21 protein-coding genes are annotated in these 25491 nt (G+C 58.8%); 6 read left to right on the forward strand and 15 right to left on the reverse strand.

What is annotated here, in order from left to right; translation table 11 throughout:
- The first annotated feature begins 82 nt into the window (after positions 1-82).
- The 4 genes from ACZYHG_RS28985 to ACZYHG_RS29000 all read left to right on the forward strand — a co-directional run bounded on the left by ACZYHG_RS28985 (position 83) and on the right by ACZYHG_RS29000 (position 4082).
- Positions 83-1309, forward strand: coding sequence for an ROK family transcriptional regulator (locus ACZYHG_RS28985; RefSeq protein ID WP_464611484.1), 1227 nt, complete (start codon positions 83-85; stop codon positions 1307-1309).
- Positions 1310-1756, forward strand: a complete 447-nt coding sequence (locus ACZYHG_RS28990; protein ID WP_027034291.1) for an RbsD/FucU family protein — start codon at positions 1310-1312, stop codon at positions 1754-1756.
- Positions 1753-2676 (forward strand): carbohydrate kinase family protein, encoded by a 924-nt coding sequence (locus ACZYHG_RS28995; protein ID WP_464611485.1) that lies wholly within the window; start codon positions 1753-1755, stop codon positions 2674-2676. Before ACZYHG_RS28990 ends, ACZYHG_RS28995 begins: the two co-directional genes overlap by 4 nt.
- A 263-nt stretch (positions 2677-2939) precedes the next feature.
- Positions 2940-4082, forward strand: a complete 1143-nt coding sequence (locus ACZYHG_RS29000) for a DegT/DnrJ/EryC1/StrS family aminotransferase (RefSeq protein ID WP_464611486.1) — start codon at positions 2940-2942, stop codon at positions 4080-4082.
- A gap of 13 nt (positions 4083-4095) precedes the next feature.
- On the opposite strand, the gene cysQ is transcribed toward ACZYHG_RS29000, so the two are convergent.
- Genes cysQ through cysD form a run of 3 tightly spaced genes read right to left on the reverse strand, consistent with a single transcriptional unit; the run spans position 4096 to position 7743 of the window.
- On the reverse strand, positions 4096-4887 hold the full coding sequence (gene cysQ, locus ACZYHG_RS29005) for a 3'(2'),5'-bisphosphate nucleotidase CysQ (RefSeq protein ID WP_464614816.1): 792 nt from the start codon (positions 4885-4887) through the stop codon (positions 4096-4098).
- Between the two features lie 10 nt (positions 4888-4897).
- Positions 4898-6835, reverse strand: coding sequence for a sulfate adenylyltransferase subunit CysN (cysN, locus tag ACZYHG_RS29010; RefSeq protein ID WP_464611487.1), 1938 nt, complete (start codon positions 6833-6835; stop codon positions 4898-4900).
- Between the two features lie 2 nt (positions 6836-6837).
- On the reverse strand, positions 6838-7743 hold the full coding sequence (gene cysD, locus ACZYHG_RS29015) for a sulfate adenylyltransferase subunit CysD (protein ID WP_464611488.1): 906 nt from the start codon (positions 7741-7743) through the stop codon (positions 6838-6840).
- 494 nt (positions 7744-8237) lie between these two features.
- On the opposite strand from cysD, the gene ACZYHG_RS29020 reads away from it, so the two are divergent.
- Positions 8238-9566, forward strand: coding sequence for an O-antigen ligase family protein (locus ACZYHG_RS29020; protein WP_464611489.1), 1329 nt, complete (start codon positions 8238-8240; stop codon positions 9564-9566).
- 18 nt (positions 9567-9584) lie between these two features.
- On the forward strand, positions 9585-10538 hold the full coding sequence (locus tag ACZYHG_RS29025; protein WP_464611490.1) for an NAD-dependent epimerase/dehydratase family protein: 954 nt from the start codon (positions 9585-9587) through the stop codon (positions 10536-10538).
- Here ACZYHG_RS29025 and ACZYHG_RS29030 read toward each other — a convergent pair.
- From ACZYHG_RS29030 to ACZYHG_RS29085, 12 genes are all read right to left on the reverse strand, one after another.
- Positions 10517-11071 (reverse strand): sugar transferase, encoded by a 555-nt coding sequence (locus tag ACZYHG_RS29030; RefSeq protein ID WP_464611491.1) that lies wholly within the window; start codon positions 11069-11071, stop codon positions 10517-10519. The two genes, ACZYHG_RS29025 and ACZYHG_RS29030, sit on opposite strands and share 22 nt — an antisense overlap.
- A 79-nt stretch (positions 11072-11150) precedes the next feature.
- Complete coding sequence (locus ACZYHG_RS29035; RefSeq protein ID WP_464611492.1) at positions 11151-13097, reverse strand: SDR family NAD(P)-dependent oxidoreductase; 1947 nt, start codon at positions 13095-13097, stop codon at positions 11151-11153.
- A gap of 212 nt (positions 13098-13309) precedes the next feature.
- The gene (locus ACZYHG_RS29040; protein WP_464611493.1) at positions 13310-14428 is read right to left on the reverse strand and encodes a glycosyltransferase family 4 protein; all 1119 of its coding nucleotides are present in this window, start codon (positions 14426-14428) and stop codon (positions 13310-13312) included.
- A 127-nt stretch (positions 14429-14555) separates the two neighbouring features.
- Positions 14556-15644, reverse strand: coding sequence for a glycosyltransferase (locus ACZYHG_RS29045; protein ID WP_464611494.1), 1089 nt, complete (start codon positions 15642-15644; stop codon positions 14556-14558).
- Between the two features lie 37 nt (positions 15645-15681).
- Complete coding sequence (locus ACZYHG_RS29050) at positions 15682-16302, reverse strand: NeuD/PglB/VioB family sugar acetyltransferase (protein ID WP_464611495.1); 621 nt, start codon at positions 16300-16302, stop codon at positions 15682-15684.
- The gene (locus ACZYHG_RS29055) at positions 16299-17912 is read right to left on the reverse strand and encodes a glycosyltransferase (RefSeq protein ID WP_464611496.1); all 1614 of its coding nucleotides are present in this window, start codon (positions 17910-17912) and stop codon (positions 16299-16301) included. Before ACZYHG_RS29055 ends, ACZYHG_RS29050 begins: the two co-directional genes overlap by 4 nt.
- Positions 17909-20188: a glycosyltransferase gene (locus ACZYHG_RS29060; protein ID WP_464611497.1), complete on the reverse strand. Its 2280-nt coding sequence runs from the start codon at positions 20186-20188 to the stop codon at positions 17909-17911. Before ACZYHG_RS29060 ends, ACZYHG_RS29055 begins: the two co-directional genes overlap by 4 nt.
- Positions 20189-20297: 109 nt before the next feature.
- Positions 20298-21044, reverse strand: a complete 747-nt coding sequence (locus ACZYHG_RS29065; protein WP_464611498.1) for an ABC transporter ATP-binding protein — start codon at positions 21042-21044, stop codon at positions 20298-20300.
- A complete protein-coding gene (locus tag ACZYHG_RS29070; RefSeq protein ID WP_464611499.1) occupies positions 21041-21766 on the reverse strand; it encodes an ABC transporter permease in 726 nt (241 codons plus the stop codon). The genes ACZYHG_RS29065 and ACZYHG_RS29070 overlap by 4 nt, the downstream gene beginning before the upstream one ends.
- Positions 21767-21864: 98 nt before the next feature.
- Positions 21865-22962 carry a DegT/DnrJ/EryC1/StrS family aminotransferase gene (locus ACZYHG_RS29075; RefSeq protein ID WP_464611500.1) on the reverse strand — a complete coding sequence of 366 codons (1098 nt, stop codon included), beginning with the start codon at positions 22960-22962 and terminating at the stop codon, positions 21865-21867.
- Position 22963: 1 nt separating this feature from the next.
- Positions 22964-24088 (reverse strand): GDP-mannose 4,6-dehydratase, encoded by a 1125-nt coding sequence (gmd, locus tag ACZYHG_RS29080; protein ID WP_464611501.1) that lies wholly within the window; start codon positions 24086-24088, stop codon positions 22964-22966.
- Positions 24075-25490 (reverse strand): mannose-1-phosphate guanylyltransferase/mannose-6-phosphate isomerase, encoded by a 1416-nt coding sequence (locus ACZYHG_RS29085; protein WP_464611502.1) that lies wholly within the window; start codon positions 25488-25490, stop codon positions 24075-24077. The genes gmd and ACZYHG_RS29085 overlap by 14 nt, the downstream gene beginning before the upstream one ends.
- Between the last annotated feature and the right edge of the window lies 1 nt (position 25491).

Below are 25491 nucleotides of genomic sequence, written 5' to 3' on the forward strand. Positions count from 1 at the left end.
ACTCTTATTTATTATTGACAGCCTTGCTTCGTTCACTCATTCTGGCCCAAAAGCATTGAGAAGAAACGACGGGAGGAACAGGGTGGAGACCGCCAATGCGAGGCACGGTTCGCCCGAAGCGAATGACAGCCTGATTCACCGCGGCACCAACCAGAGTGGCATGCGCGACCACAACGAACGGTTGGTGCTCTCGCTGGTGCGCCAGCACGGCAGCCTGGCGAAATCCGACATCGCCCGTATGACCGGACTTTCGGCGCAGACAGTCTCGGTCATCATGCGCGAACTGGAGGAAGAAGGCCTGCTCGTTCGCCAGGCGCCGCTGCGCGGCAAGATCGGGCAGCCCTCCATACCGATGGCGCTCAACCCCGAGGGCGCCTTCTTCATCGGCCTCAAGATCGGCCGCCGCAGCGCGGAACTGGTGCTGATCGATTTTCTTGGCCATGTGCGCGCGATGCTGCAGCACTCCTATCGCTATCCGGCACCGCGCGAGACGGTGGAATTCGTCACATCAGGCATGAAGAAGATGCGCGGCGAACTGACACCGGCGCAGGACAAGCGCATCGCCGGGCTCGGCATCGCCATGCCGTTCGAACTGTGGAACTGGGCCGACACCGCCGGCGCGCCGCGCGACGTCATGGACGAGTGGCGCCACCGCGACATCAGGGCCGATATACAGGGGCAATGTGAGTTTCCGGTCTATCTGCAAAATGACGCCACCTCGGCCTGCGGCGCCGAGCTCGTCTTCGGCCAGGCGGGCGGCGCGCGTGACTTCGTCTATTTCTATATCGGCGCCTTCGCCGGCGGCGGCATCGTGCTCAACGGCCGGCTGTTCGGCGGGCCAACCGGCAATGCAGGCGCGCTCGGCTCGATGCCCGTGCCCGGACCGGACGGCAAGCCGACCCAATTGATCGACGTGGCGTCGATCGCCATGCTGGAAAAGGCGCTCAATGCCCGGGGCGTCGAAGCCTCGCATCTGTGGACCTCGCCCGAGGACTGGGGCGAGATCGGTTACGAACTCGACGACTGGATCGCCAGTGCCTCAAAGGCGCTTGCCTATGCGATCGTCGCGGCATCCTCGGTCATCGATTTCGAAGCGGCGGTGGTCGACGGCTGGATGCCGAAGGCGGTGCGCCGCCGGCTGGTCGATGCCATCATCGCGGCCATCGCCATGATCGATGGCGAAGGCCTGAAACTTCCCGCCGTTCGCGAAGGAACTGTCGGCATCCACGCCCGGGCGCTCGGCGGCGCCAGCCTGCCGCTTTCCGAACGCTTCCTCATCGGTTCGACGACGATTTCCAGGAGCGCCTGAATGCTGATCGGAATCCCGGCGCTGCTCGGTCCGGAGCTTCTGGCGACATTGCGCGCCATGGGCCATGGCGATGAGATCGCCCTTGTCGACGGAAACTATCCGGCCGAGGAGCAGGCAAGACGCCTGATCCGCGCCGACGGTCATGCACTCATTCCAGTGCTCGACGCGATCCTGAGCGTGCTGCCGGTGGACGACGCGGTGCCGGAAGCGTTGTTTCGGGCGTCCGTGAAGGGCGACCCATCGCGTGCCGATCCCGTCCATCATGAGATCGAGGCGATCTGTGCCAAACGCGCGCCGGGCCGCAAGGTGGTTGCACTGGCCGGCGCCGACTTCTATGCACGGGTCAAATCGGCGCATGCCATCGTCGCGACAAGCGAGCCGCGGCTTTACGCCAACATCATCATCCGCAAGGGCGTGATCTATCCGCCGGAGACCAGAAAACCATGATCCTTTGCTGCGGCGAAGCCCTGATCGACATGCTGCCGCGCACCACGACGCAAGGTGAGCCGGCCTTTGCTCCCTATGTCGGCGGCGCCGTGTTCAACACGGCCATCGCGCTTGGCCGGCTGGGCGCGCCGGCCGGTTTCTTTTCGGGCCTGTCGTCGGATCTGTTCGGCGGCCAGTTCAGGGACGCACTTGGCGCAAGCAAGGTCAGTTCCACCTATGCCCACACCTCGCTACGGCCAACGACACTGGCCTTCGTGAAGCTCACCAACGGCCAGGCGACCTACACCTTCTACGACGAGAACACCGCGGGCCGCCTGCTGACCATCGATGACCTGCCAACGCTCGGCAACGAGATCGTGGCCATGCTATTCGGCGCCATCAGCCTGATCTCGGAGCCTGCCGGCAGTGCCTATGAGGAGTTCATGAAGCGCGAGCATGCAAGCCGCGTCATGATGCTCGATCCCAACATCCGGCCGAACTTCATCCCGGACAAGGCCAAGCACCTCAAGCGCATCCGCGCCATGATGGCGATGGCCGACATCGTGAAGCTGTCGGACGAAGACCTGAACTGGTTCGGCGAAGCCGGTTCGCACGAGGATGTCATCCGCAACTGGCTCGACCGCGGCCCCAAGCTGATCGTCGTCACGCATGGCAGCGAAGGCGCTGTCGGTTACACCAAGGACCACGCTGTCACCGTAATGCCGGAAAAAGTCGAGGTGGTCGACACGGTCGGCGCGGGCGATACGTTCAACGCCGGCATCCTCGCCTCCCTGCATGAACAGGGCCTGCTGAACAAGACGGCCATCGCCGGCCTTACGCAGGACGCCATCCGCAAGGCGCTGGCGCTCGGCGCCAAGGCAGCGGCCGTGACCGTGTCGCGCGCAGGGGCCAATCCGCCGTGGCGGCATGAAATCACCTGAGCAACGCTCAACTTAAGTTGAGCCAGCCGATCACTTTATGTTTCGCAGGACCGCTCCGTGGGACTATAAAGGCACAATTGCGTCCGACGAAGCCCGGATTTCCGGCATCTCGCCAGGATTCGCGTCAAATCAGAGGTAACAGACTGCGGCACCTCGGCAATTCGCGGCTCTGCGTGTCCGGCTTTCTCGGCAGGCGCAACTCTGGTACCAGCGGGCCGTTATCTGGCTAAACCGCCTGGTTCGAACCGTTTTTTGAGGCCGACATGCAGTTCATTGATCTTGGCGCGCAGCGCGAACGCATCCGCGACCGGCTGAAGGCCGCGATCGACCGTGTCGTCGAAGAGGGCCGCTATATCCTGGGGCCGCAAGTCACCGAATTCGAGAACAAACTTGCCGCCTATATCGGCGCCAAGCATGTCGTGGCCTGCGCCAACGGCACCGATGCGCTGCTTTTGCCGCTGTTTGCCGCCGGTATCGGCCCGGGGGATGCGGTGTTCGTGCCGAGCTTCACTTTCGCTGCCACCGCCGAAGTGGTGGCGCTCGCCAAGGCGGAACCTGTATTCGTCGATGTCGATCCTCATACCTACAACATCGACATCGCCAGCCTCGAGGCGGCCATCGCCATGATCAAGAAGGAAGGCCGGTTGAAGCCGAAGGCGATCATCCCGGTCGACCTGTTCGGCCTTGCCGCCGACTATGATGCCATCATGGCGATCGCCGACCGCGAAGGGCTGTTGGTGATCGAGGACGCCGCCCAGTCGATGGGCGGGTCGCTTGACGGCAAGATGTGCGGTGCCTTCGGCCATGTCGGCTCGACCAGCTTCTACCCGGCCAAGCCGCTTGGCTGCTACGGCGACGGCGGCGCCATGTTCACCAACGATGACGCGCTGGCCGACAAACTCAGATCCTTCGCCTTCCACGGCAAGGGCGAGACGCAATACGACAATGTCCGCGTCGGCATCAATTCGCGGCTCGACACGATCCAAGCGGCCATTCTGATCGAAAAGCTCGCTATTCTGGAAGACGAGATGGTGGCGCGCCAGGTGGTGGCAAACCGTTACGCAGAAGGGCTCGGCGATATCGTCACGGCTGCCCGCAACCTCGATGGGGGCCGTTCGGCCTGGGCGCAGTACGCCATCGAAACGCCCAAACGCGATGGTCTGAAGGCGCATCTCAGTGAAAGGGGCATTCCGTCGGTCATCTACTACGTCAAACCGCTGCATGCCCAGGTCGCCTATCGCGACTACCCGCGCACGCCGAGCGGTCTTGCCGTGTCGGAAGACCTGCCGAAGCGCATCCTGTGCCTGCCGATGCACGCCTATCTCAGCGAAGACGACCAGAACCGGATCATCGAGACGATCCGCAACTACATCGGCTCGAACTCGGCGCAGGCCGCGGCCGAGTAATCGGCGGCCGCTTTCAGGCGGGGCTGGCCCCTGCCCTGCCGCTGGCGATGAAATGCGGATTGGCGAAATCCTCGTCATCGGCCTGGTCGCGTTTGCCATAGACCAGGGGTTTGCCATCCAGCGTGCGTGTCGTGCCGCCCGCCGCGCGCAGCACCGCGTCGCCGGCGGCCGTGTCCCATTCCATGGTGCGGCCGAAGCGCGGATAGACGTCCGCCTCGGCGCTGGCGAGCAGGCAGAATTTCAAGGACGAGCCTACCGAGACGATCTCGGCGCTACCGAGGTCACGAATATAGGCCTCGGTTTCCGGCGTGTTGTGGGAGCGGCTGGCAACAACGGCCAGCGGTGCTGCGGCCGTTCTCACCGAAATCGGCCTGCGCGCGACGATCTGGTAGTCGCCATCGATTTCGAGGGCTTCCGCCCTGCCCGGCAGGCCGGAAAAGAAGCGGCCTGTGCAAGGCGCAAAGACGACACCGACTTCCGGCACGCCATGGCGGACCAGCGCTATGTTGACGGTGAAATCGGTGCGGCGATTGACGAATTCCTTGGTGCCGTCGAGCGGATCGATGAGGAAGAAGGTGTCGCCAAGATCGGTCGGCATGATGCCGGCCGCGGCCTCCTCCTCAGCCACACAGGGAATGTCGGGAAATGCGGTGCGCAGTCCGGCGAGAATGATCTTCTCGCTCTCGCGATCCGCCTCCGTCACCGGCGAGGCGTCTGATTTGTGGTCGACCGCACAGCCGGCGTGAAACACGCGCATGACCTCGCGTCCGGCCGCCAGGGCCAGCCGCTCGAAGATGTCGAGCATCGGCCTGTCGTCAGATGCCGCCGCCGTTGTCATATTGGTCTTCGGCAATGTCGCGCTCATTCAGCCAGTGTTCCAGGGTGTCGACCATCTCTTCCGCTGATCTGCCGAGCGTCTTCAGATGGATTTCCGGTTTTTCCGGCGCTTCATAAGGCGAATCGACACCGGTGAAATTCTTGATCTCGCCATTCAGCGCGCGGGCATAGAGGCCCTTGGGATCTCGTCTGGCGCATTCCTCGAAAGGCGTGTCGACAAACACCTCGATGAACTCGCCATCGGCCATCAATTCCCTGGCCATGCGCCGCTCGGCACTGAACGGCGAGATAAATGAGACAATGACGATCAGTCCTGCATCAGCCATCAGCTTGGCGACTTCGGCGACGCGGCGGATGTTTTCAACACGATCGGCGTCGGTAAAGCCAAGGTCGCGGTTGAGACCGTGACGGACGTTGTCGCCGTCAAGGATATAGGTATGGCCACCGGTGGCGAACAGCTTCTTCTCGAACAAATTGGCGATGGTCGACTTGCCGGAACCCGAAAGCCCGGTGAACCAGAACACCGCTGGCCGCTGGTTCTTCATGTCGGCGCGCACACGCTTGCCGACATCGAGCGACTGCCAGTGGATATTTTCGGCACGACGCAGCGAATGCAGGATCATGCCGGCGCCAACGGTGGCGTTGCTGATACGGTCGATCAGAATAAAGGCGCCGGTGGTGCGGTTCTCGGCGAAGGGATCGAAGGCGATCGGCGCCCGCGTCGAGATGTTGCAGATGCCGACTTCATTCATCTCCAGCGACTTGGCAGCCTCATGGGCGAAGTCGTTGACATTAATGCGGTATTTCAGGTCGGTGACGGTGGCGCTGGTCTGGTCGGTTTCAGTGCGCAGGATGTAGGAACGGCCGGGCAGCAGCGCATGCTCGTCGAACCAGACGATGTTGGCTGCGAACTGGTCGGCGACCTGCGGCCGGGCGGCCGGCGAAACCAGCATGTTGCCTCTGGAGACCTCGACCTCGTCGTCAAGAACGAGCGTGATGGCCTGGCCGGCCACCGCCTGTTTAAGATCGCCGCCATAAGCGACAATGCGTTTGACATGCGACGACTTGCCGGATTTAGCGACAACGACCTCGTCGCCTTGCGCGATGGCGCCGGAGGCGATCGTGCCGGCAAAACCACGGAAATCGAGATTGGGGCGATTGACGTATTGCACCGGAAAACGGAACGGCTGCTCGACGGCAGCCTCTTCGACCGAAACGGTCTCAAGATGCTCGATCAGAGTCGGGCCGGAATACCATTTCATGTTCTGCGAGCGGCTGCTGACGTTGTCGCCATAGCGGGCCGACATCGGGATCGGCGCGATGGTCTGGAAGCCGAGATCACGAGAGAATTGCCGGTATTCTTCGACGATCCGGTCAAAAACCGCCTGATCGAAATCGACGAGATCGATCTTGTTGACGGCCAGCACGATGTGGCGGATGCCGAGCAGCGAGGCGATGATCGAATGGCGCCTGGTCTGGCGCAGCACACCTTGCCGGGCATCGATCAGCACGATCGCCAGATCGGCGGTCGAGGCGCCGGTCGCCATGTTGCGGGTGTATTGTTCGTGGCCCGGGGTGTCGGCGACGATGAACTTGCGCTTCGGCGTGGCGAAGAAGCGGTAGGCAACGTCGATGGTGATGCCTTGCTCACGCTCAGCCTCGAGGCCGTCGACCAGCAGCGCGAAATCGATGTCGTCACCGGTGGTGCCATGTTTGCGCGAATCGCGTTCGAGCGCGGCAAGCTGGTCCTCGAAGATCTGCTTGGTGTCGGACAAGAGGCGCCCGATCAGCGTCGACTTGCCGTCATCGACCGAACCACAGGTCAGGAAGCGCAGCAGCGACTTCTTCTCCTGTGCGGCCAGATAGTCGCGGACGCTGTCGGTGGGTGCGAGGCTTTTTGCCATGATGTGGCGCATGGTCAGAAATACCCCTCGCGCTTCTTCTTTTCCATCGAGCCCGCCTCGTCGCGGTCGATCATGCGACCTTGCCGTTCGGAGGTACGCGCGGTCAGCATCTCGCCGACGATGGCTTCGAGCGTATCGGCATCGGATTCGATAGCGCCAGTGAGCGGATAGCAGCCCAAAGTGCGGAACCGGACCAGCCGGTTCTCGACTGTCTCGCCGGGGCGCAGTTTCATGCGCTCATCATCCTTGAGGATCAGCATGCCGTCGCGTTCCACCACTGGCCGCTCCTTGGCGAAATAAAGCGGCACGATCGGGATGTTCTCCTGCAGGATATACTGCCAGATATCGAGTTCGGTCCAGTTCGACAGCGGGAAGACGCGGATCGATTCACCCGCTGCGATGCGCGTGTTGAAGATCTTCCACATTTCGGGCCGCTGGTTCTTCGGATCCCAGACATGCTGGGCGTTACGGAAAGAGAATATGCGCTCCTTGGCGCGGGATTTCTCCTCGTCGCGGCGGGCGCCACCGAAAGCGGCGTCGAAACCGTATTTGTCGAGCGCCTGGCGCAGCGCCACGGTCTTCATCACATGGGTGTGGGTGTTCGAACCGTGATCGAACGGATTGATGTTGTCGCGCACGCCGTCTTCGTTGACATGAACCAAAAGGTCGAAGCCGAGTTTTTGTGCCATCTGGTCGCGAAATGCGATCATCTCGCGGAATTTCCACGTCGTGTCGACATGAAGGAACGGGAACGGCGGCTTGGCCGGATAAAACGCCTTCATTGCCAGATGCATCAGCACGGATGAATCCTTGCCGACCGAATAGAGCATGACCGGCTTGGCGAAGGCGGCCGCAACCTCGCGGAAGATGTGAATGGATTCGGCTTCAAGCCGCTGCAAATGCGTAAGCGCTATTGTCATCGACTGTGAGCGTTCTCTCGTGCTTTCTCGCAGAAGACCTTGCGTCAAATGATGGGGCCTTTATGGCCAATTCAAGCTTCGCTTCTGGACAACATGTTTCGTGCGGGGCGTTCTAGCAGATCAGCGCACGGCAGAACAATGCAAGACAAGCCCGGCAGCGGCCGGTTCGAGAATGAATTTTCCACGCTTTCGCCGGAACCCGGAAATTTCTGTTCGCAAGGCCTTCGCCCGGAGAAATGCAGGAAGAAAATTGCTCGGGAGAACGTGATGACAAACGCTCATGAAGCGCTTTCCCGGTCGACAGGCGCAGGGCCGCCGATTTTCGGTGACAACCAGCCCCAACGCACTATCGAAAAGACAGCCCAGCCACTATACAAACCTCCGGAAGCGGGCAAGATGCGTCATCAGGCATGGGCAATTTCGAGGCGAGCACATTCGGTTCCGCTGAACAGGATGTGCCGCACAAAGCTACTCGAGAATAGCGAGCCCGAAACTTGAACCGGCTTTCGTCCATAAGACCACAACTCACGCCGTCGCGGATCAATATCTACTTCTCCACCCTTTGCTTCTTTTTTCCACCGGTCCTGGGATCGCTGGTCAGCTTCGTGTTCAATGGCGGCGGCCTATGGTCCGCCCTATTGATTGCCTTGAAGAAGAGGCGCTTCAACACCGACAGGGCGATGATGGCGCTGACGATCGCGATATATGCCTATTGCGCGTCCAATCTCGTGGCGTCCATCGTCAACAACGCGATCGTCCAGGATGCGCCACGCCTTATTCCACTCGTGACGTTCCTGCTTTTTCCCATCTCCTATTCGACCTGGAGCATCTCGCAGAAAACCACGCTTGTCCGCATAATCGTGTTCAGCAGCCTCGCCGCCTGTTTCGTCGCGCTGCTGCTGGCCGTTGTCCAGCAATATTGGCTGGGGATGAGGGCCAAGGGCGGGGCCGGTAATGCTATAGTGTTCGCCGAGGTCCTCTGCCTTGCCGTCATGGTCTGTGTGGCTGGCGCCTTGTCGGGTATCGAGAGACACAGGAACGCCTTTATCTGCGCAGCGCTTAGCGGGACGATCGCCATTGTCTATTCCGGTACGCGCATTATCTGGCTGTCGCTGCTGATCGCCGGCATTGCTGTCTTGCTGATCAACCAGCAGCGGCTGAGAGGCAGGAATGCCGTTCGCCTACTGTTGCTGCTGTTGGCGGTTGGCGTCGTGGTGGCGGCTGTCGGCTTCCAGACGATATCCGGGCGTGTCGATTTTCTGCGCGCCGACTTGGATGCACTTGGGGCACAGGGCAACTACAACACCTCGTTGGGTTTCCGAGTTGCCCTTTGGGACATAGGCCTGAAGGCGTTCCGCGAGGCCCCATTGTTCGGACATGGCGTGGGTGCCACCCAGACCCTGATAAGACAGGGCTTTCGGGATCAGTTCGGAATGGATGCCGGCTTCAATCATTTCCACAACGGCTTCCTGACCGCCTTGGTGCAGGCAGGTATCCTGGGCGCCGTGACGCTGGCGGCGATCTTTGTTGTTGCGGCCAGAAATGCCGCCCTGGTCCTGCGAAACAGCACCGATCCGCTCGAGTGTTTTGGCGCGACAATGATTGTCATCGTGGTGATCATCTATCTCACGGCCGGAATGACAGGCATCCTGGTTGGTCACGACATTCTTGACTCAGTGCTGATGGTCTTCCTGATATCGGGAACATATCTTGCTTCCGGACGCCAGGTTCCATTGCCGCACGACCAGGCATATGCGCAGGGGACGGACGACCGAGTGCTTCCGCCAGCGACGGAAGATCAGGCACCTAGATCCACCCAATAGTCGTTCAGGGCAAAGCCAATGAAAGTCCTGGTCACAGGCGCGACAGGCTTCATCGGCCGTCAGGTGGCGCATCGGCTTCGTGAGGCGGGCGCGGAGCTCCGCCTCGCGTCCCGCCGTCCGGAAAGGCTTGGTCCGGGACATGACGCCATGCTGATGCCCGGCTTCGATGCGCCGATGGCTGCCTTCCTGGCGCTGACCAGGGATGTTACGGACGTCGTGCATTGCGCTGGCCTGAACAATGATGAAGGCAACACAACCGAAGCCGATTTTCGGGCGGCCAATGCAGAATTGAGCGCGCGGCTGGCGCAAGCGGCGGCCGAACAGGCAAGCGGACGCTTCATCCAGCTCTCCTCGATCCGGGCCGTGATCGGCGCGCGCGTCAATGCAACGATCGACGAGAACACGATGCCCGATCCGCAATGTGCCTATGGCCGCTCGAAGCGCGAAGCGGAGATCAGGGTGCTGGGCGCCTATGCGTCGCATGGCCGCCCCGACGCCACGGTGCTGCGGTTGCCCCCGGTCTATGGCAGTGGCATGAAAGGAAACATGGCAATGCTGATGCGGCTGGCCGACACGGCCTTGCCGCTGCCGACAGGCGCCCTGACCGGAACCCGCTCGCTCATGTCATTGCAATCCGCGGCAGGCGCGGTGTGGCATCTCCTGAGCCATTCGGAGCCGCTGCGACCGATCCATGTTGCCAGCGATGTGCCGCCGGTTTCGATCGCGGCCATTGTCGGCGCCTTTCGCTGCGGTTTCGGGCGGCCGACGCGCCTGACGGCCGTGCCGGCCGGGCCGCTGCGGGCAGCCGCGATCCTCTTGGGCAAGCGGACATCCTGGGACAGCATGACCGCGACCCAGATATGCGACCCTTCCCTGCTCGTATCCGAGGGCTGGCTGCCGGAAACAGGCACCCTCGAGCGGCTGGCCGAGATAGCGCGGCTCGAAAACGCTCAACCGCCTCCGCTACGATAGAGCGTTCCAAACAGGATGCGAAGGTCGAGCCAGAACGACGACGCCCTGAGATAGGCGGCATCCGTTTGCGCCAAAAGCCGCGGATTCGACATGTCGATGCCCCTGATCTGCGCCATGCCGGTAATGCCCGGAAGTGCCGCCAAAACCCCCAGCTGCCTGCGACACTCGATCAGTTCCGTCTGGGTCGGCAGACACGGGCGCGGTCCGACCAGGCTCATCTCGCCCCGCAGAACGTTCCAGAATTGCGGCAGCTCATCGAGCTTGAATTTCCGCAGGACCCTTCCGACCGAAGTCACGGCATGCGCGGGCGCTTCGTGCGAGGGCAAGGACGGCGTTCCCTGATACATCGTCCTCAACTTGTGACAACGAAAAAGCACGCCATCGCGGCCGACCCGCGTCTGGGAAAAAATCGCCGGACCGGGCGACGATGCCCGCACGGCCAGGATGCAGAGCAACAAAACAGGGGACGTCACCAGCAACAGCAGGGTTGTCGCGACGAGGTCGAAGGCTCGCTTCAGTCCCTTCACGGCCATCCGCCAATCAATAAGACCGCCGGCTGCGGGATCGATTTCAGGGCAAAATCTCGCCGTTCAACCACCAGCTGCAACGTATCTAACCTGCTTCCCCGACTATTCTCGAGCCCGTTTCCCGCCGTGTATCGGGCGCTGACGTCTCCGGCCCATGGAGTTCCGCCAACACGGCAAGGGCCGAAGCCTTATCCTGATTCTTCATCGCCGCCTGCAACGCGGCCAGCGCGGCCTGAACCGTCGGCCACGCCACGACATCGGTTCTGAGGCCGAAGATCTTGGCGATATCGAGCGTGACGACCTCTTCATTGGCGCCCTGGAGCGTCTCATGAAGCTTCTCACCGGGCCTGATGCCGGTGAAGCGGATCGGGATATCCGTATAGGGCGTTTTGCCGGCCATGCGGATCATGGTTTCCGCCACTTCGAGAATCGGCACGGGTTTGCCCATGTCCAGCATGTAGATGGCATAGTCGTCCTTACCGTTGCGCGACTGTGCGTCGGCGGCCGCCATGATGACGAGGTCGACAGCTTCCGCCACCGTCATGAAATAACGGGTCATGCGTCGATCGGTAATCGTGACCGGACCGCCGGCTTCAATCTGTGCCTGGAAGATCGTTGCCACCGAACCATTGGAGCCGAACACGTTGCCGAACCGCACCGCTATGAACTTGGTGCCGCAACGGCGCCCATCCGGCGCGATTGCGTGGCTTTCGTGCAGGGAACTGACAAGCTGCTCGGCTGCTCTCTTTGTAATGCCAAGCACCGAGGACGGATCCACGGCCTTGTCGCTCGAGATGAGCAGGAACTGCGGAACGCCACATTTGGCGGCAACCTCAGCGCAGACAAGCGTACCGAAAACATTGGTCTGGATGGCCAATTCCCAGTTTTCCTCGAGCAGCGGAACGTGCTTGAGCGCGGCGGCGTGAAAGATAATATCCGGTTTGAATTCCGTGACGACGAGCGTCATCTGGCGCCGGTCCGCGACATCGACGATGCGGACCTTGAGGCGATCCTGGTCCTTCTCGTCGACATACTGGCTCAACTGGAAGATGCCGAACTCGGAATTGTCGGCGACCAGCACGGCCGCTGCTCCGAGTTCCAACGACCGCTTGACCAGTGTGCGGCCGATAGATCCGGCGCCTCCCGTCACCAGGACGCGCTTGCCGCCGACGAAGGCACCAATGCGTTCTATATCGGACGGCACCGTCGGGCGGCGCAGGATCGTTTCCATCTCGACTTCGTCGAGAACGAGCTTACCCTCCTGCCCCAGTTGCGAAAGCCTCGAGAACTGGGCAACGGCTATGCCGCCATGCCGGGCGACACGCACAAGTTCAGTATATTCCTCGATCTCATGCTCGGCGCCGCTGCCGAAAATAAGCAGGTCGATGCTCTTGGTGCCGGCGGCGTAGTCCTCCAGGACATCGATCAGGCGCGGCCGGGTCGCCACCACGGGAACACCTTGAATGCGTGTGCCCAACGGCGCACCGCGCTCTGTCGCCATGATGCCGGCGATGGAATGGTCTGATGGCTCTGCCGTGCGCGTGAAACGAATGATCAGGTCGGCCTCGCCGAGGCGGCCGACGAACAGCGCCCGCTTGGCCTGCGCTTTATCGGTCTTATGGGTAAGGATGCCCCAGCTCGCGCCATCGCGAAGAAATCGGTAGAACAGCCGAGGCGCCGATATGATGGTGAAGGAAACGAGGAAGAAGACGATGAACTGGCGCTCGTTGAGGCCGGCGACGGGCTGGATGTAGCGAGCCAGCAGCGAGACGCCATAAAGGACAATCGTCAGAATCCCGCAACTCTTCAGAATGTTGAAAAAATCCGGGGTCGAGGCAAAGCGCCAGATGGTTGTGTAGAGACCACAATATCTGAACAGCAGGTGGCTGATGACAACGATGCCAACCCAGGTGACCAAGCCCTCATAGGAGAGCGGCTCGAACGAAAGATTTGACCGTGAGAGGACGAGGCTGAGCGCCACAGCGACCAAGACCATTACCAGATCCTGCACCATGATGATGGCGCGCCGCATCTTCGGCCGACTTCCGGACACGGCTTGTAAATAGGAAGTCATTGGCCAGTACTGAACTCCAGGCGAAAGGACTTGAACACTACATTAGCGTGAGATCAATTGACATACGTCATTGACCACGCGTTGAAGTCAAAATCCTCAGCCCCCGCTGCAATCCATCGCATAGCGTGGAGTTGCTGTCATCGCCAGAGTTTTTTTGTTACCTGGCTGTTTCAGATGACGCGCGAGACCAGCCGGGAATAGAGCGCGGCGTAAGCGCTTCCCATCCTGTCAGCGGTAAAAAGACTGGCATAGCGATCCCGCGCCGCCCGCCCCCATCTCCCGGCGTCTTCAGGCGAATCCACCAAGCGGTTGATCGCTTCAGCCAGCCGCGCCGGGTCCGACGGCGGGACCACCAGCCCGGTTACCCCAGGCTCGTTGACATAGGTCGTTCCCGTGCCGATTTCGCACGAGATCATTGCTCTGCCGCACATCGCTGCTTCTACCAGGGACAGCCCAAAGGCTTCCGACCTCTGGTTCGATGGGAAAACGAATCCGCGGCAGGCATGAAGCAGCGCCATCTTGCGCTGCTCCGTAATCTCTCCAAGGAAGATCACGTTATCGAGCCGCAGTTTTGCGACCTGGAGCTTGAGTTGCTGCTCAATGGGGCCGGATCCGGCGATGACGATCTTGCACCGCACCTGACTGGCTGCCTGGATCAGCACGTCCAGTCCCTTGTAGTAGCGCAAGACGCCGACAAACAGCACGAAGGGTTGCGCCACCACCGATCGGCACCAGTTCTTGTCTGCCTCGGTTGGTGCGGGGTAGGCATTCTCGTCGATGCCAATCGGAATGACGGTCGATTTCGCCTCGAAGGCTTTGAGAACAGGACTCGATTTCAGATAGTTCGGCGATGTCGCAACGATGGCATCCACGTCCTTCAGGAAACGCAGCATCAATGGTCGATAAAAAGGCAGCAACAGTCTCTGTTTGACGATGTCGGAATGATAGGTGACGACACTCGGCTTGCCGTGACGGGAATGAAAATGCACCAAGTCCATGAACGGCCATGGGAAATGGTAGTGTATCAGGTCGGCTTTCGCCGCGAGCTCTCTGAACCTCCGAAAAACCTCAAGCGAGAATCCGGTCGACGCCAGTTCGAAGTCGAGCCTGGCTTTGCGGGCCATGTGTCCGTCAAGTTGCTTCGTGTTCTCAGCCGGAGCACGGCTCAACGACAGCACCTCGGTTTCCACGCCGTGAGCAGCCGTGCTTTGGGCAATGGCATGGATCGTCCGCTCCACCCCGCCAAAGGTATCGGGCCAATAGGTCTTGAAGAAGTGCAGGACTTTCAAGCGTTGCTCTTCCGTCTTTGCTCGATGGCCTGCTCAAAAACCCGCAGCATGCCCCTGGCGTGATTTTCCCAAGTGAAGGGTGCGGCATTTTTCCGGGCCAGCGGTAAGAAATGGAGAGCGCATATCGTCATTTGCCAACAACTGCATGCATCCCGGCGACAAATCGGGCTTCAGAAAACAAGACCGACCGCTCCTCACAGGCTGAGCGCATGGCAAGCGCCCGCACGGAGGTCATTGTCTGGACGGCTTCTATCAGTTGGTCCACACCGAAGGCAGGTTCAAGGAGCCATCCCGTCTCACCATGAAGAATGGTCTCACGCAGGCCACCTTCGGCAACCCCGATCACCGGCTTGCCGGCAGCCATGGATTCTACCGGCGAAATCCCGAAATCCTCGTCAACTGGCACATAGAGCGTCGCGATCGCCTGCCCCATCAGCGTTCGCAGTTTTTCCTCCCCGACCCAGCCAAGAAAGGTGATGTTTGGCGCATCGGCGGCGCGACGCTTCAACATCTCGAAATCATCGCCTTGCGACGCGACCACGAGCCGCTTGTCCGGCATCCTGATGAAGGCATCTACGATGCGATCAACACGTTTCAGCGGCGAAAGGCGTGCAGTCGACAGATAGAACGGATCCTGGCCCAGCCAATTATAGGCGTCGGTATCACAAGGCGGGTAAACAACGACGGCATCACGCCCGAGAAAAGTCTGGATCCGTTCGCGCACGGTTTGCGAATTGGCCACGACCACGTCCATACGGTCGAATGCTGCCTCATAAGCCTTGCGGAAACGCTCCAGCGCGTATGTTCTCACCGAACTGCCGCGGACAAGCCTGGAGAAATGATCTTTCTGATCGTAAAGAAAGCGCGGCGGCGTATGGCAATAATAGATATTTCGCCCACTGCCGGCTTCGGGTGCCGCAAAGGGGGCCGAGACGCCGCTGAAGATACGGGTGCCGTATTTTTGCACTGTGCGCCGGCTTGCGCGGAACCGCATGGCCAGGGCGGCTGCGCGAAGACCTGGTTTCTGGAAAATCGATGGCAACCCGAGATCGTGAATGTCCGGTGAAAACATATCGGCATCGAAGGTCTCGCTGGTTCTGTAGCCAAACATGAGCGTGGCCTCGAAAGTGCGCGCAAGGCTTAGCGCCACACGTTCGCCACCTCCCCTGATGCCAAAATAATCATGAACCACGACCATCTTTTCAGGGTGTATCACGGCTGAACTCGCTCACCGATTTGCGTAGCCGCAGAGTTCACGATCTTATCAGGCGAGCAGGCGTGCCTACATAGGTGCCGGTTGCCACAATGTGGTCGACCACTGTTGCACCTGCGCCAATCACCACGTCATCACAGACCCGTATTCCATCGATCACGGTTGCTCCTGCTCCGACCACAACGTTCGCGCCGATGCGACTACGCCCGGCGACTGCCGCGTTGACCGAGATGTGGGAGAAAGCCCCCACGTCACACTCGTGTTCCACGATCGCGCCGGTATTGATAATCGCCCCACGCCCGACACGCGCTGCTGGACCTACGTGGGCGTGGTGTCCAACAAAAGTCCCCTCGCCCAATTCAGCCAGCCTGCCAATTGTGGCTGTCGGTGACACCAGCACCACAGACGGCAGAGCCGCATTATCCAAGGCCTGCTTGCGACGCAGATTGTCGCCGAGGGCGGAAAACACCGCCCAGTCGACACTTGCCGGGTGCGGCATGGAGCTGACCACGGCAAATCCTGCAAACTCTTCATCCGGCATGGCATTGGCATCGACAAACAGAAGACCCTTGACCCCCGCCGCCAGCGCCACATCGGCAACGCTGCGTGCATGCCCGCCAAAACCCAGCACATAAAGGCCACTATAGGCTATCGAACTCATGCCGGTGCCGATTGTCTTGGCTGCGCCGCTATCTCATCGAGGATGGCAATGTGTTCGGCCACGACATCGTCCCATGTCCGCTTGGCCAGCACATCGTCGTAGAATTTTCGTTGCTGGGCGTAGAGACTTTCTCGATTGTCGAGCGCCCACTCGATCTTGTCGGCCATGGCACGCCAGTCATAAGGGTCGAACAGCGAGGCCGCACGCAGCGCAGGATCGGTAATAATCTCGCGCGTGACATCGATATCGCCCATCACCACTGGCGTCCCTACGGATAGTGCCTCCGTGAATGTAAACGGCATCCCGCCTTCCGACAGACTAGGGTTCACAGCAAGGTCGGCTAGTTTATAGCAGGCCGCAAGTTCAGCCTCGGTAAGGCCCTGGATGCACAGCACCTCCGACCTTAAGTTCCGCTCCCTGAGAAATGCCCTGACATCCTCTTGGTGTCCATTTCCAGTCAAGACCAGCTTGTGACCAATACGTCGCTTTCGCACCAGCCATTCATAGGCCCTTAGTAAGGTAATCACGTTTTTTGACGGTCGAAACTGGCTCGCATAAAATAGAAATTTCACATCAGGGTTGTCGAAAGTACTCGAATAGGCTGCATAACTTGCCTTTCGGATGGCGCCAATTAATAAAAGCTTCGAGTATTCGAGGCTAGTCGCTTCATTGTCGCGAAATCCTGTAATCGCCATCAGACGGCTCAGATCATTTGGGGCGTGCGAGATGGTTCGAACGACTTCGGAGTCGATACCAAATTTTTTAACAAGAGTATTTCGTTTGATGTGTTCGCTATACGTGACAAAATTCTTCCCCGAGCGAATGGTCTCCGCCACGGTCTGAAACGCCTGCAGCATAGGTGCACCTCCAACGGCGGCAAACCCTGCGGGAAACTCTGCAAGCACTACGTCCGGCACGCACGTAAGAACAGGGGCGTTCAGGTTATTGACGATAGGCCAAAAGGCGGCTGGCGTGTACCATGCTACGATGTCCTTTTCGGCATTGCCGATGTCGATCATTAATGCCGTTTCTCGCTCCAACATCCCTTCATAAAGCTGGAAGCGAATCGCCGACGGCGACACTAGCGCCGAAACAGACAAGCCTTGCCGCAGCTTCCTGACAACTCGATGGGTTCGACGATAGGCAATCGCCCTAATTCGATGAAGAAAATGGGTAATTACCCCAATCATTAGTGCCGGCACCGCCAAGAGCATGCTGTAAATGAGAAGGCCGACCAGTGCGGTAACACTTCGCGAGCCCACTAGGCGCCCCTTGAGCCATTCGGCGTGCTTGGTCGCAATCGGGTAAAGCCTGTCACGAAGCGATCGCCGCGATGGCTTGGGCCTTTTTGGACGCTGCATACGCTGATAAAAGCGAAACAGTAGCGGCGTTCGATCAGGTCCTAGCAGGCTATAGGACCGAGCAGAAATACCGGCCTCCGCGCACAATTGGCTCATCGCCTCTCGGGACCAGCTTGGACAAAGAATTGAAAAATGGGCGTCCCCTCTTGCCGCCGCAGCCTTAAGAAAAGCAGCCAGATACCGGCCAAGTCCCTCCGTACGAAGGTTCGTATTGGGCGAATAAGCTATGAAAATTCCGTACTTTTTCATATAAACTCGCGTATCACTTGCCAGTACTTCGGAGCTAAAAGGCTCACGCTTTGACTCGCAAGTTGTTCTGAACTGGCAAGCCCGTTCTGGCGTTCCGCCAAGTTGATTTCCATCGAATGCAACTGTGCGGCCATCTGCTCGGGGTCGTCCTGATTCATAAAACTAAGACCAAGCTTGAATTGTTGGTCTATCTCGCGCATCGCGGGATAGTCGCTCGACAGTGAAGGAACGCCGAAATGAGCGGCTTCGATGACGCTGAATGTGCCATTGTCTAGCTCTGCTGGATGCCACAGAAATGCTGCGTCGGAGAGTTCCTTACGGTAGTCTGCATCGGACAGTTCGCCCAGAAACTTGACGTTCTTTCTAAGGACGCGACTATTGGCGACAAACTGGCCCAGTCCTTCGAGATGTGGCCGTAGGTTGCCGATGATTTCCCCAGTTCCTACGCCGGTTACGTGGCACTTCAGCTGTCCGCCATAAACCTCGTAGTATAACTGCAAAGCAGCTAACGCGCGCCGATGGTTTTTGTGCGTGCCAAGGTTGGTTGTCCACAAGAAGTGTCCGTGATTAGTGCCCCGTCTATCGCGAGTGGCATCCGAACCGCTCGGCGCCAACATTGGAACTTTGGTCACACTGCGGGGTCTTACACCCGTATATTGCAACGCGTCCTGACGAGTAAACTCGGTCGTTACAAGTATGTGCTCAGCAGTCCTGTTCGCAAGAAGGATTTGGTCAACAATGGCAGTGACCTCATAATGACGTTGCAAATAATCGAATACCATCAGCACTTTGGGGCGCAAAGGCAAAGGCGGGATTGCAAGCCGGTCGGATATTACGACCCACAGGTCACAATCGCAAAGTTGCTGAATGTCGTCCTCGATTATGAGATACTTTTCAGAAAGGGATTCCCACTCGGAATGTCCGGCATAACGCATCGCACGGACTGCCTCCGTGCTATCCACCGTGCGCCACCGAAACGATCGAACCTTGATAGTGGACGGCATGTCCGCCCAATCCTTCTCGGAGTAGGTCCCTGGCTCGTCGAGGTGAACGAGGACCACTTCCACTGCCTCGCCTGCCTGCTGGCTTCCTTCGAGTATCGCCTCTGCCAGCAACTTCGCTCCACGGAGTGAACCGCCGCGATAGCCAACCGGGATAATGACCGCTATCCTTTTTTTTGGAACCGATAGCGAAGCTTCAACCGCCTTGACTGATTCCAGTCGCTCGACGACGCGATTGAGGCTCTCACGCCATGCACCTTCTAGATGATCAGGCCTCATGGAATCCAGCAAGACTGCCTGACTTGTCCGAATTTGTTCAGCCAAGCGCTTATCGCCGCGCAAGAGTCTCTGTACCTTGTCCCTTGCCTCAGCGATGGTTCGAGCACGTCCGGGCAAATCTCTCCCACCCAATCTGTCGAGCATGCCATCAGCCATGAATACCAAGGGCATTGCAGCACGCACAGCTTCGAACGGGTGATAGTGGACATGGCGAGGTTCGCGGGAATGGTAAAACATCACACGCAATTCCCGCATGTTCCGCTCATGCACTTCGTCTGGGACAAAGCCGAGCACATTGGGATCGTCGACCGTAATAGGCTGGCTTCCCCCAATTGCATATGGAAGCCCTGCGAAATCACGTTTGAATTCGTCGAAAACCGCCTTGTAGTGAGCGTTCACCCCGATATCAGGGCAAACGAAGAATACTCGATTGTCACTACCGCTCCACTGATCGTGGACCTCCGGGGATGAAAGACCTAAAGGGAGGTAAATGGCTCTGCTGCGAAGAAATTTTTCTTCCACTTTATGAAGATCTTTATATGCCTCACCAAACCAAAAGCGATCCCCCATACCCTCAATATTTTTTAGACCGGAAGTGTAGAACTTTCGTATTCTTGAATAACTTAACTCTTTAAAAAGACCATATCCACGCCAGATCGCCGACCCTCTGAAGTTCCTGGATATACTTTCCAAAATATCAGAATTGTGCACGATGAAAAACAGAAGAGAGAAATGGCGGTTGGCGACAGTCCACGCATCACGGCCTGGATTGCCATACCAATCGGCGGCATTAAGGACCGCGAGATCGTCGGCCGGAATCGTCAGATTTTGATCCTCCGAGAAATCCACCGAAGCACTGCGAAAACTTGGATCCGCAGGATAGGTCTTCGGCAGAAAAATCTCGTTGAACCCGCATGCCTTCAACATCGGTATCTCGAACCGACGCGCAGCACCGTGATTGAGCAGCCACATTACCCGTGGCATTTTCCCGTTCATCGCATTTCCAATGCATTTAAGTGCATCTGATGGCTGCCTGGTATGCCCGGTAGGCACAGATGTCCTGGATATTGACTAGCGCCTTTCCTCGGTAAGAACCCACAGACCATCATTGCGTGGATATCCTGCGATAGTGAGCAATCGCTTGGCCGATCGGCGCATCGAAAATCAGCGTACCGCCGCTAAAAACCAATCCGCGGTGGCAAAGTTTCTCCAGGGTGGCCAGATCATGACTGGCCAGGATCATGATTTCGGATTTCTCGACGAGGTCCAGTATGCGTGCCTGCGCCTTTGCGATGAAGCGCGCATCGCCGGCTCCAACCACCTCGTCGAGAAGCAGGATGTCGCCGCCCACCGCTGTCGAAATGGCGAACGCAAGGCGCACCTGCATGCCTGCTGAATAGGTCTTGAGTGGATAATCGATGAATTCGCCGATGTCGGCGAATTCGACGATTTCTGCTTCCATCGCGCGCATGGCTTTTGGCGAGAAGCCAAGCAGCAGACCGCGATAGAGAATGTTTTCCCGGCCGGTGGCATCCGGCTCAAAGCCAAGGCTGAGATCTAGCATTGAACGGACGGTTCCTCGCACGTCCCTGTTGCCTGAGGAAATCGGATAGAGCCCCGCGACCATTTTGAGAAACGAGCTCTTACCCGCTCCGTTGTGGCCGAGCAGGCCAACGCGTTCGCCCTCCTTGATCTCGACAGTAAGATCCTTGAGCGCATGGATGTCGACCAGATCGCGTCCGGTTTTGCCTGAAGCAAGCCAGCCGGTAAGCAGAGATTTGAGCGATCGCTCCCTGAATGCCACCGAGGCATAGTGCAAATTGACGTTCTGAAGGTGAATGATATTGGTCATAGGTAGAAAATCACCCTCTTCTCCGCGCGCTGCCCGACCAGCACGGCAATCGCCGTCAAGATGACGACTGTCGCCAGTGACCACGTGTAGTTGGAGGCTGTGGGCCACTCGCCGTGCAGCAGAGGCGCGCGCACGAGCTGAAACAGATGATAGATCGGATTATAATCCACCAGCACATGCAGATCGCCTTTGCGGAAGGTCGATGCTTCAAAATAGATGGGAGAAACGAACCACATTGCCTGCAGGATCAAGCCTAGGGCATGTGGCAGGTCCCGAAAACGGGTCGCGATGTAGGCCATGATCGTTGCCCATGGCCACGCAATCAGCCCCAGTATGGGAAATGCCGTGAGCGCCGCAAGCCAGCACCAGCCGAAATTTTGCGGCATTACCACAAGCACCCAGGCGACCAGCGCGGTACTCGCCATGGCCAAGATGATAAGCCCGGTCAAGGCATTACGCAAAGTGTAGATCGCCAAAGGATGCCTGGTTTGCTTGATGTAAGCGTCAGCCTGGACAAAGGCCAGCGAGCCGCCGATCACCGAACCCACGACGTATTCCCACATGATCATTCCCGAGAGAATGTAGGGCGCGTATTCCGTAATCTGCGTGTTGAAAATCCTGCTGAACACGAATGAGAGCAGCAGCGTCAGTCCGAGCGGCTGCAGAATGGACCAGAAAATGCCGAAGAAGGACCGTCGCCAGCGCGAGCGCAGGTCGGACATCGAAAGATGCCACCAGAAGTAACGAGCTGCCCAGATGCCTCTTAGATAAGTCACTTTAGTCCCAACGTTTCAAAGTGGACGCGCCGCCGCTGAACACATCAGATGCCCTGACGCCAAAAAGAGGTCACCGCTGCGCAAATTCGTTCGATCTGTGCAGAGGTCAATCCGGGGTAGCTTGGAAGGTTGATGCCTCGCTCGCTCAGGCTCGCCCCCACTGGGAAGACCTCATCGGCGCGGCAATGCGGCATGAGATGGGCCTGCGCAAAGAAGGGTCTTGTTTCGATACCCTGCTCGGCGAGATAGGCGCGAAGCGGATCCCGGTCTTCCGCCCGATCGAGGATGATGGAACACATCCAATATGAATGGGTCACATCTCCCACCGGATCATGCGTGCGCAACGGCAAGCCCGACAATCCAACATGGTACGCATCTGCCACCTTGCGTTTCATCGTGATAATATCTGGTGCCGTCTCGATCTGCGCCAAGCCTATCGCAGCCTCGATGTTCGTCATGCGGTAATTGTAGGCCAGCATGTCGTGCCAATACTCACGGCCAGGGGATACACCCTGGCTTTTCAGCCGCCGGCATCGCAACATGATTTCGGGATCGCGGGCCAGCACCATGCCGCCCTCACCCGTGGTGATGGTCTTGTTGCCGAAAAAACTGAAAGTAGCGGCATCGCCGAAAGTGCCGACATGCCGGCCTTTCCATAACGAGCCAAACGCTTCCGCGCAGTCTTCGACCAACAGAAGATCATGCTCGCGACAAAGCGCGACAATGGCATCCATATCGCATGGGTGCCCATAGAGATGGACGGCCATGACGGCCTTGGTTGCCGGTGTTATGGCCCTGCGAATTGCAGACGGATCAACCTGCAGGGTTTCCTCCAGGGAATCGACAAATACGGGTTTCGCACCGGTCTGCAGGATCGTGTTGACAGATGCGACGTAGGTGAAGCTCGGCACGATCACCTCATCCCCCGGGCCTATCCCCAACGCCTCCAACGCGAGATGGATTGCGACCGTGCCGTTGGCTACGCTCGTGGCATCTTTCGCACCGGTAAACTCGGCGAAGGCTGCCTCGAATTTCGCGATGAACCCGCCACGTGACGAGATCCATCCTGTTGTCAGGCACTCGTTCACGTAGTCGGAGACATTGCCCGCCAGATAGGGCTCATAAACAGGGATCCGTTCCATGTTATTCCTTGCGGCTGTAGTGCGGATATCCGCTTTTCACCAACAAGGCCTCCCGTTCAGCCCCCTTGAGGTCTTCCACGACCATTTCCTTGACCAGATCGGCGAATGTTACTTTTGGCTCCCAGCCAAGCTTCCGCCGGGCTTTTGAGGGATCGCCAAGCAGGGTCTCGACTTCGGCCGGCCGGAAATAGCGTGGGTCGACGGCGACGACGCAGGCGCCTGTCGAGCTGTCATAACCCTTTTCGTCCGCGCCTTCTCCCTCCCAGCGAATGGAGATGCCAAGTTCGGCGGCGGCAACGGTCACAAATTCGCGGACGGAATGCTGCACTCCAGTCGCGATGACATAGTCCTCAGGGGAATCTTGCTGCAACATCAACCACTGCATCTCGACGTAGTCCCGCGCATGGCCCCAATCGCGCAAGGCGCTGAGATTTCCCAAATACAGCCTCTCCTGCATGCCCAGCTTGATCCGAGCTATGGCCCGCGTGATTTTCCGTGTGACGAAGGTTTCGCCCCGGTTCGGCAACTCATGATTGAATAGGATCCCGTTGCAGGCGTAGATGCCGTAGGATTCCCTGTAGTTTACCGTGATCCAGTGCGCATAAAGCTTAGCCACGGCATAGGGCGAGCGCGGATAAAATGGCGTCGTCTCTTTTTGAGGAATCTCCTGAACCAACCCGAAAAGCTCGGACGTTGACGCCTGATAGAAACGGGTTTTTTTCTCCAGTCCCAAAATACGGATCGCTTCAAGCACGCGAAGCGGACCCAAGGCATCTGAGTTTGCCGTATATTCAGGTTCTTCAAAGGAAACGGCGACGTGGCTCTGAGCCGCCAGATTGTAAATCTCATCCGGTTGAACCATCTGAATGACGCGAGTCAGACTTGACGAGTCCGTCATGTCCCCGTGATGCAATGTGAGATCGGCACCGCTGTCATGCGGATCGTGATATAAGTGATCTATCCGGTCCGTATTGAAAAGCGAAGCACGCCTTCTGATGCCATGCACGGAATACCCCTTTGAAAGCAGTAACTCCGCCAGGTAAGATCCATCTTGCCCAGTGATACCGGTAATCAGCGCAACTTTTTTATCTGGCAATTGAGAATCCTTTTTCTTACGCCCGGCCATAAACATCATCAAACCGCACTATATCGTCTTCGCCGAGATATTCCCCGCTTTGCACTTCGATCATGACGAGCGGAAGAATGCCGGGATTTTCGAGGCGGTGCTTGTGGCCGCAGGGGATATAGGTGGACTGGTTGGTCGCGAGCAGGATTTCACTCTGGCCGTTGACGACCTTCGCGGTCCCGCTCACCACCACCCAGTGTTCGGAGCGGTGATGATGCGCTTGCAGGCTCAGGCGCGCGTTGGGCTTTACCTCGATCCGCTTGATCTTGAAACGCGGACCTTCCTCCAGCACGGTGTAGGTGCCCCATGGGCGATGCACGGTGCGATGCACGGTTGCCGCCTCATGCCCTTCTGCCTTGAGGCGATTGTAGAGGTCCTTCACTTCCTGCGCCTTGTCTTGGTGGGCAATGAGAAGCGCATCCGGCGTGTCGATGACCAGCAGATCCGAGACGCCGACAAGACCAACGAGCCGGTCTTCGCTGTGCACGTAGCAGTTTGTCACATCATGAAGCATTGTCTCGCCGATGGTGCGATTGCCCCTGTCATCAGCTGGAACAAGCTTCGAAAGAACGCTCCATGAGCCAATGTCGGACCAGTCGAAGCTGCAGGGGACGAAACCTACGTTCCTTGCTTTCTCCATCACCGCATAGTCGATGGAAACAGCCGGAACAGCCGCAAAACCATCCTTGTCGATCTCGACAGTGACGCGGTCCGCCGCATCGCTTGTCCTGGCATTGTCGAGCGCTGTGCGCGCATTGGACAACACATCCGGACACAGCTCCTGCATGGCCGCGATCATGGCGCGAGCTGCGAAACAGAACATGCCCGAATTCCAGAAAAATCGGCCACTGGCAATAAATTGAGCCGCTCGTTCCGCATTCGGCTTCTCCACGAACCGAAGGACCGTATCTCCCTCAGCCTCGATATAACCAAATCCGGTCTCAGGGCGCTCGGCCTTCATGCCAAACGTGACGATCCGCCCCGTCGCGGCGATCGCCGCCGCCTTCGCCACGGCCGCGCCAAAGGCTGCTTCGTCCAGGATCAGATGATCCGCGGGCAGCACAACCAGGACCGCGTCGGGATTGTTGCGCGCGACCTGCAATGCCGCGAGCGCGACAGCTGCGGCCGTGTCACGGCCGAAAGGCTCCAGCAGGAAGGTGTTTTTTACACCTGGCGCCGACACTTCCGCATACTCGTCCGCAGTCAGGAACAATAGATCGCGGTTGGTGACCGTGACAATTTGATCAACGCCTTGGAGACCGGCTGCGCGGGCGTAAGTCCGGCGAATAAGCGTGCCCCCTCCCGGCAAGGGAATGAAGGGCTTGGGGTGCAGTGCACGAGAAATCGGCCAGAGGCGCGACCCGACACCGCCACTTATGATGACAGGAACGATATTGGTCAAA

The organism is Mesorhizobium subarcticum (genome assembly GCF_055456085.1).

What these genes read in the sequence shown, in the direction of transcription:
- ACZYHG_RS28990 (WP_027034291.1), top strand. Translation starts at nt 1,310, where the DNA reads ATGCTGATCGGAATCCCGGCGCTGCTCGGTCCGGAGCTTCTGGCGACA.
- ACZYHG_RS28995 (WP_464611485.1), top strand. Translation starts at nt 1,753, where the DNA reads ATGATCCTTTGCTGCGGCGAAGCCCTGATCGACATGCTGCCGCGCACC.
- ACZYHG_RS29000 (WP_464611486.1), top strand. Translation starts at nt 2,940, where the DNA reads ATGCAGTTCATTGATCTTGGCGCGCAGCGCGAACGCATCCGCGACCGG.
- cysQ (WP_464614816.1), bottom strand. Translation starts at nt 4,887, where the DNA reads ATGCTCGACATCTTCGAGCGGCTGGCCCTGGCGGCCGGACGCGAGGTC.
- cysN (WP_464611487.1), bottom strand. Translation starts at nt 6,835, where the DNA reads ATGCGCCACATCATGGCAAAAAGCCTCGCACCCACCGACAGCGTCCGC.
- cysD (WP_464611488.1), bottom strand. Translation starts at nt 7,743, where the DNA reads ATGACAATAGCGCTTACGCATTTGCAGCGGCTTGAAGCCGAATCCATT.
- ACZYHG_RS29025 (WP_464611490.1), top strand. Translation starts at nt 9,585, where the DNA reads ATGAAAGTCCTGGTCACAGGCGCGACAGGCTTCATCGGCCGTCAGGTG.
- ACZYHG_RS29030 (WP_464611491.1), bottom strand. Translation starts at nt 11,071, where the DNA reads ATGGCCGTGAAGGGACTGAAGCGAGCCTTCGACCTCGTCGCGACAACC.
- ACZYHG_RS29035 (WP_464611492.1), bottom strand. Translation starts at nt 13,097, where the DNA reads ATGCGGCGCGCCATCATCATGGTGCAGGATCTGGTAATGGTCTTGGTC.
- ACZYHG_RS29050 (WP_464611495.1), bottom strand. Translation starts at nt 16,302, where the DNA reads ATGAGTTCGATAGCCTATAGTGGCCTTTATGTGCTGGGTTTTGGCGGG.
- ACZYHG_RS29055 (WP_464611496.1), bottom strand. Translation starts at nt 17,912, where the DNA reads ATGAAAAAGTACGGAATTTTCATAGCTTATTCGCCCAATACGAACCTT.
- ACZYHG_RS29060 (WP_464611497.1), bottom strand. Translation starts at nt 20,188, where the DNA reads ATGAACGGGAAAATGCCACGGGTAATGTGGCTGCTCAATCACGGTGCT.
- ACZYHG_RS29065 (WP_464611498.1), bottom strand. Translation starts at nt 21,044, where the DNA reads ATGACCAATATCATTCACCTTCAGAACGTCAATTTGCACTATGCCTCG.
- ACZYHG_RS29070 (WP_464611499.1), bottom strand. Translation starts at nt 21,766, where the DNA reads ATGTCCGACCTGCGCTCGCGCTGGCGACGGTCCTTCTTCGGCATTTTC.
- ACZYHG_RS29075 (WP_464611500.1), bottom strand. Translation starts at nt 22,962, where the DNA reads ATGGAACGGATCCCTGTTTATGAGCCCTATCTGGCGGGCAATGTCTCC.
- gmd (WP_464611501.1), bottom strand. Translation starts at nt 24,088, where the DNA reads ATGGCCGGGCGTAAGAAAAAGGATTCTCAATTGCCAGATAAAAAAGTT.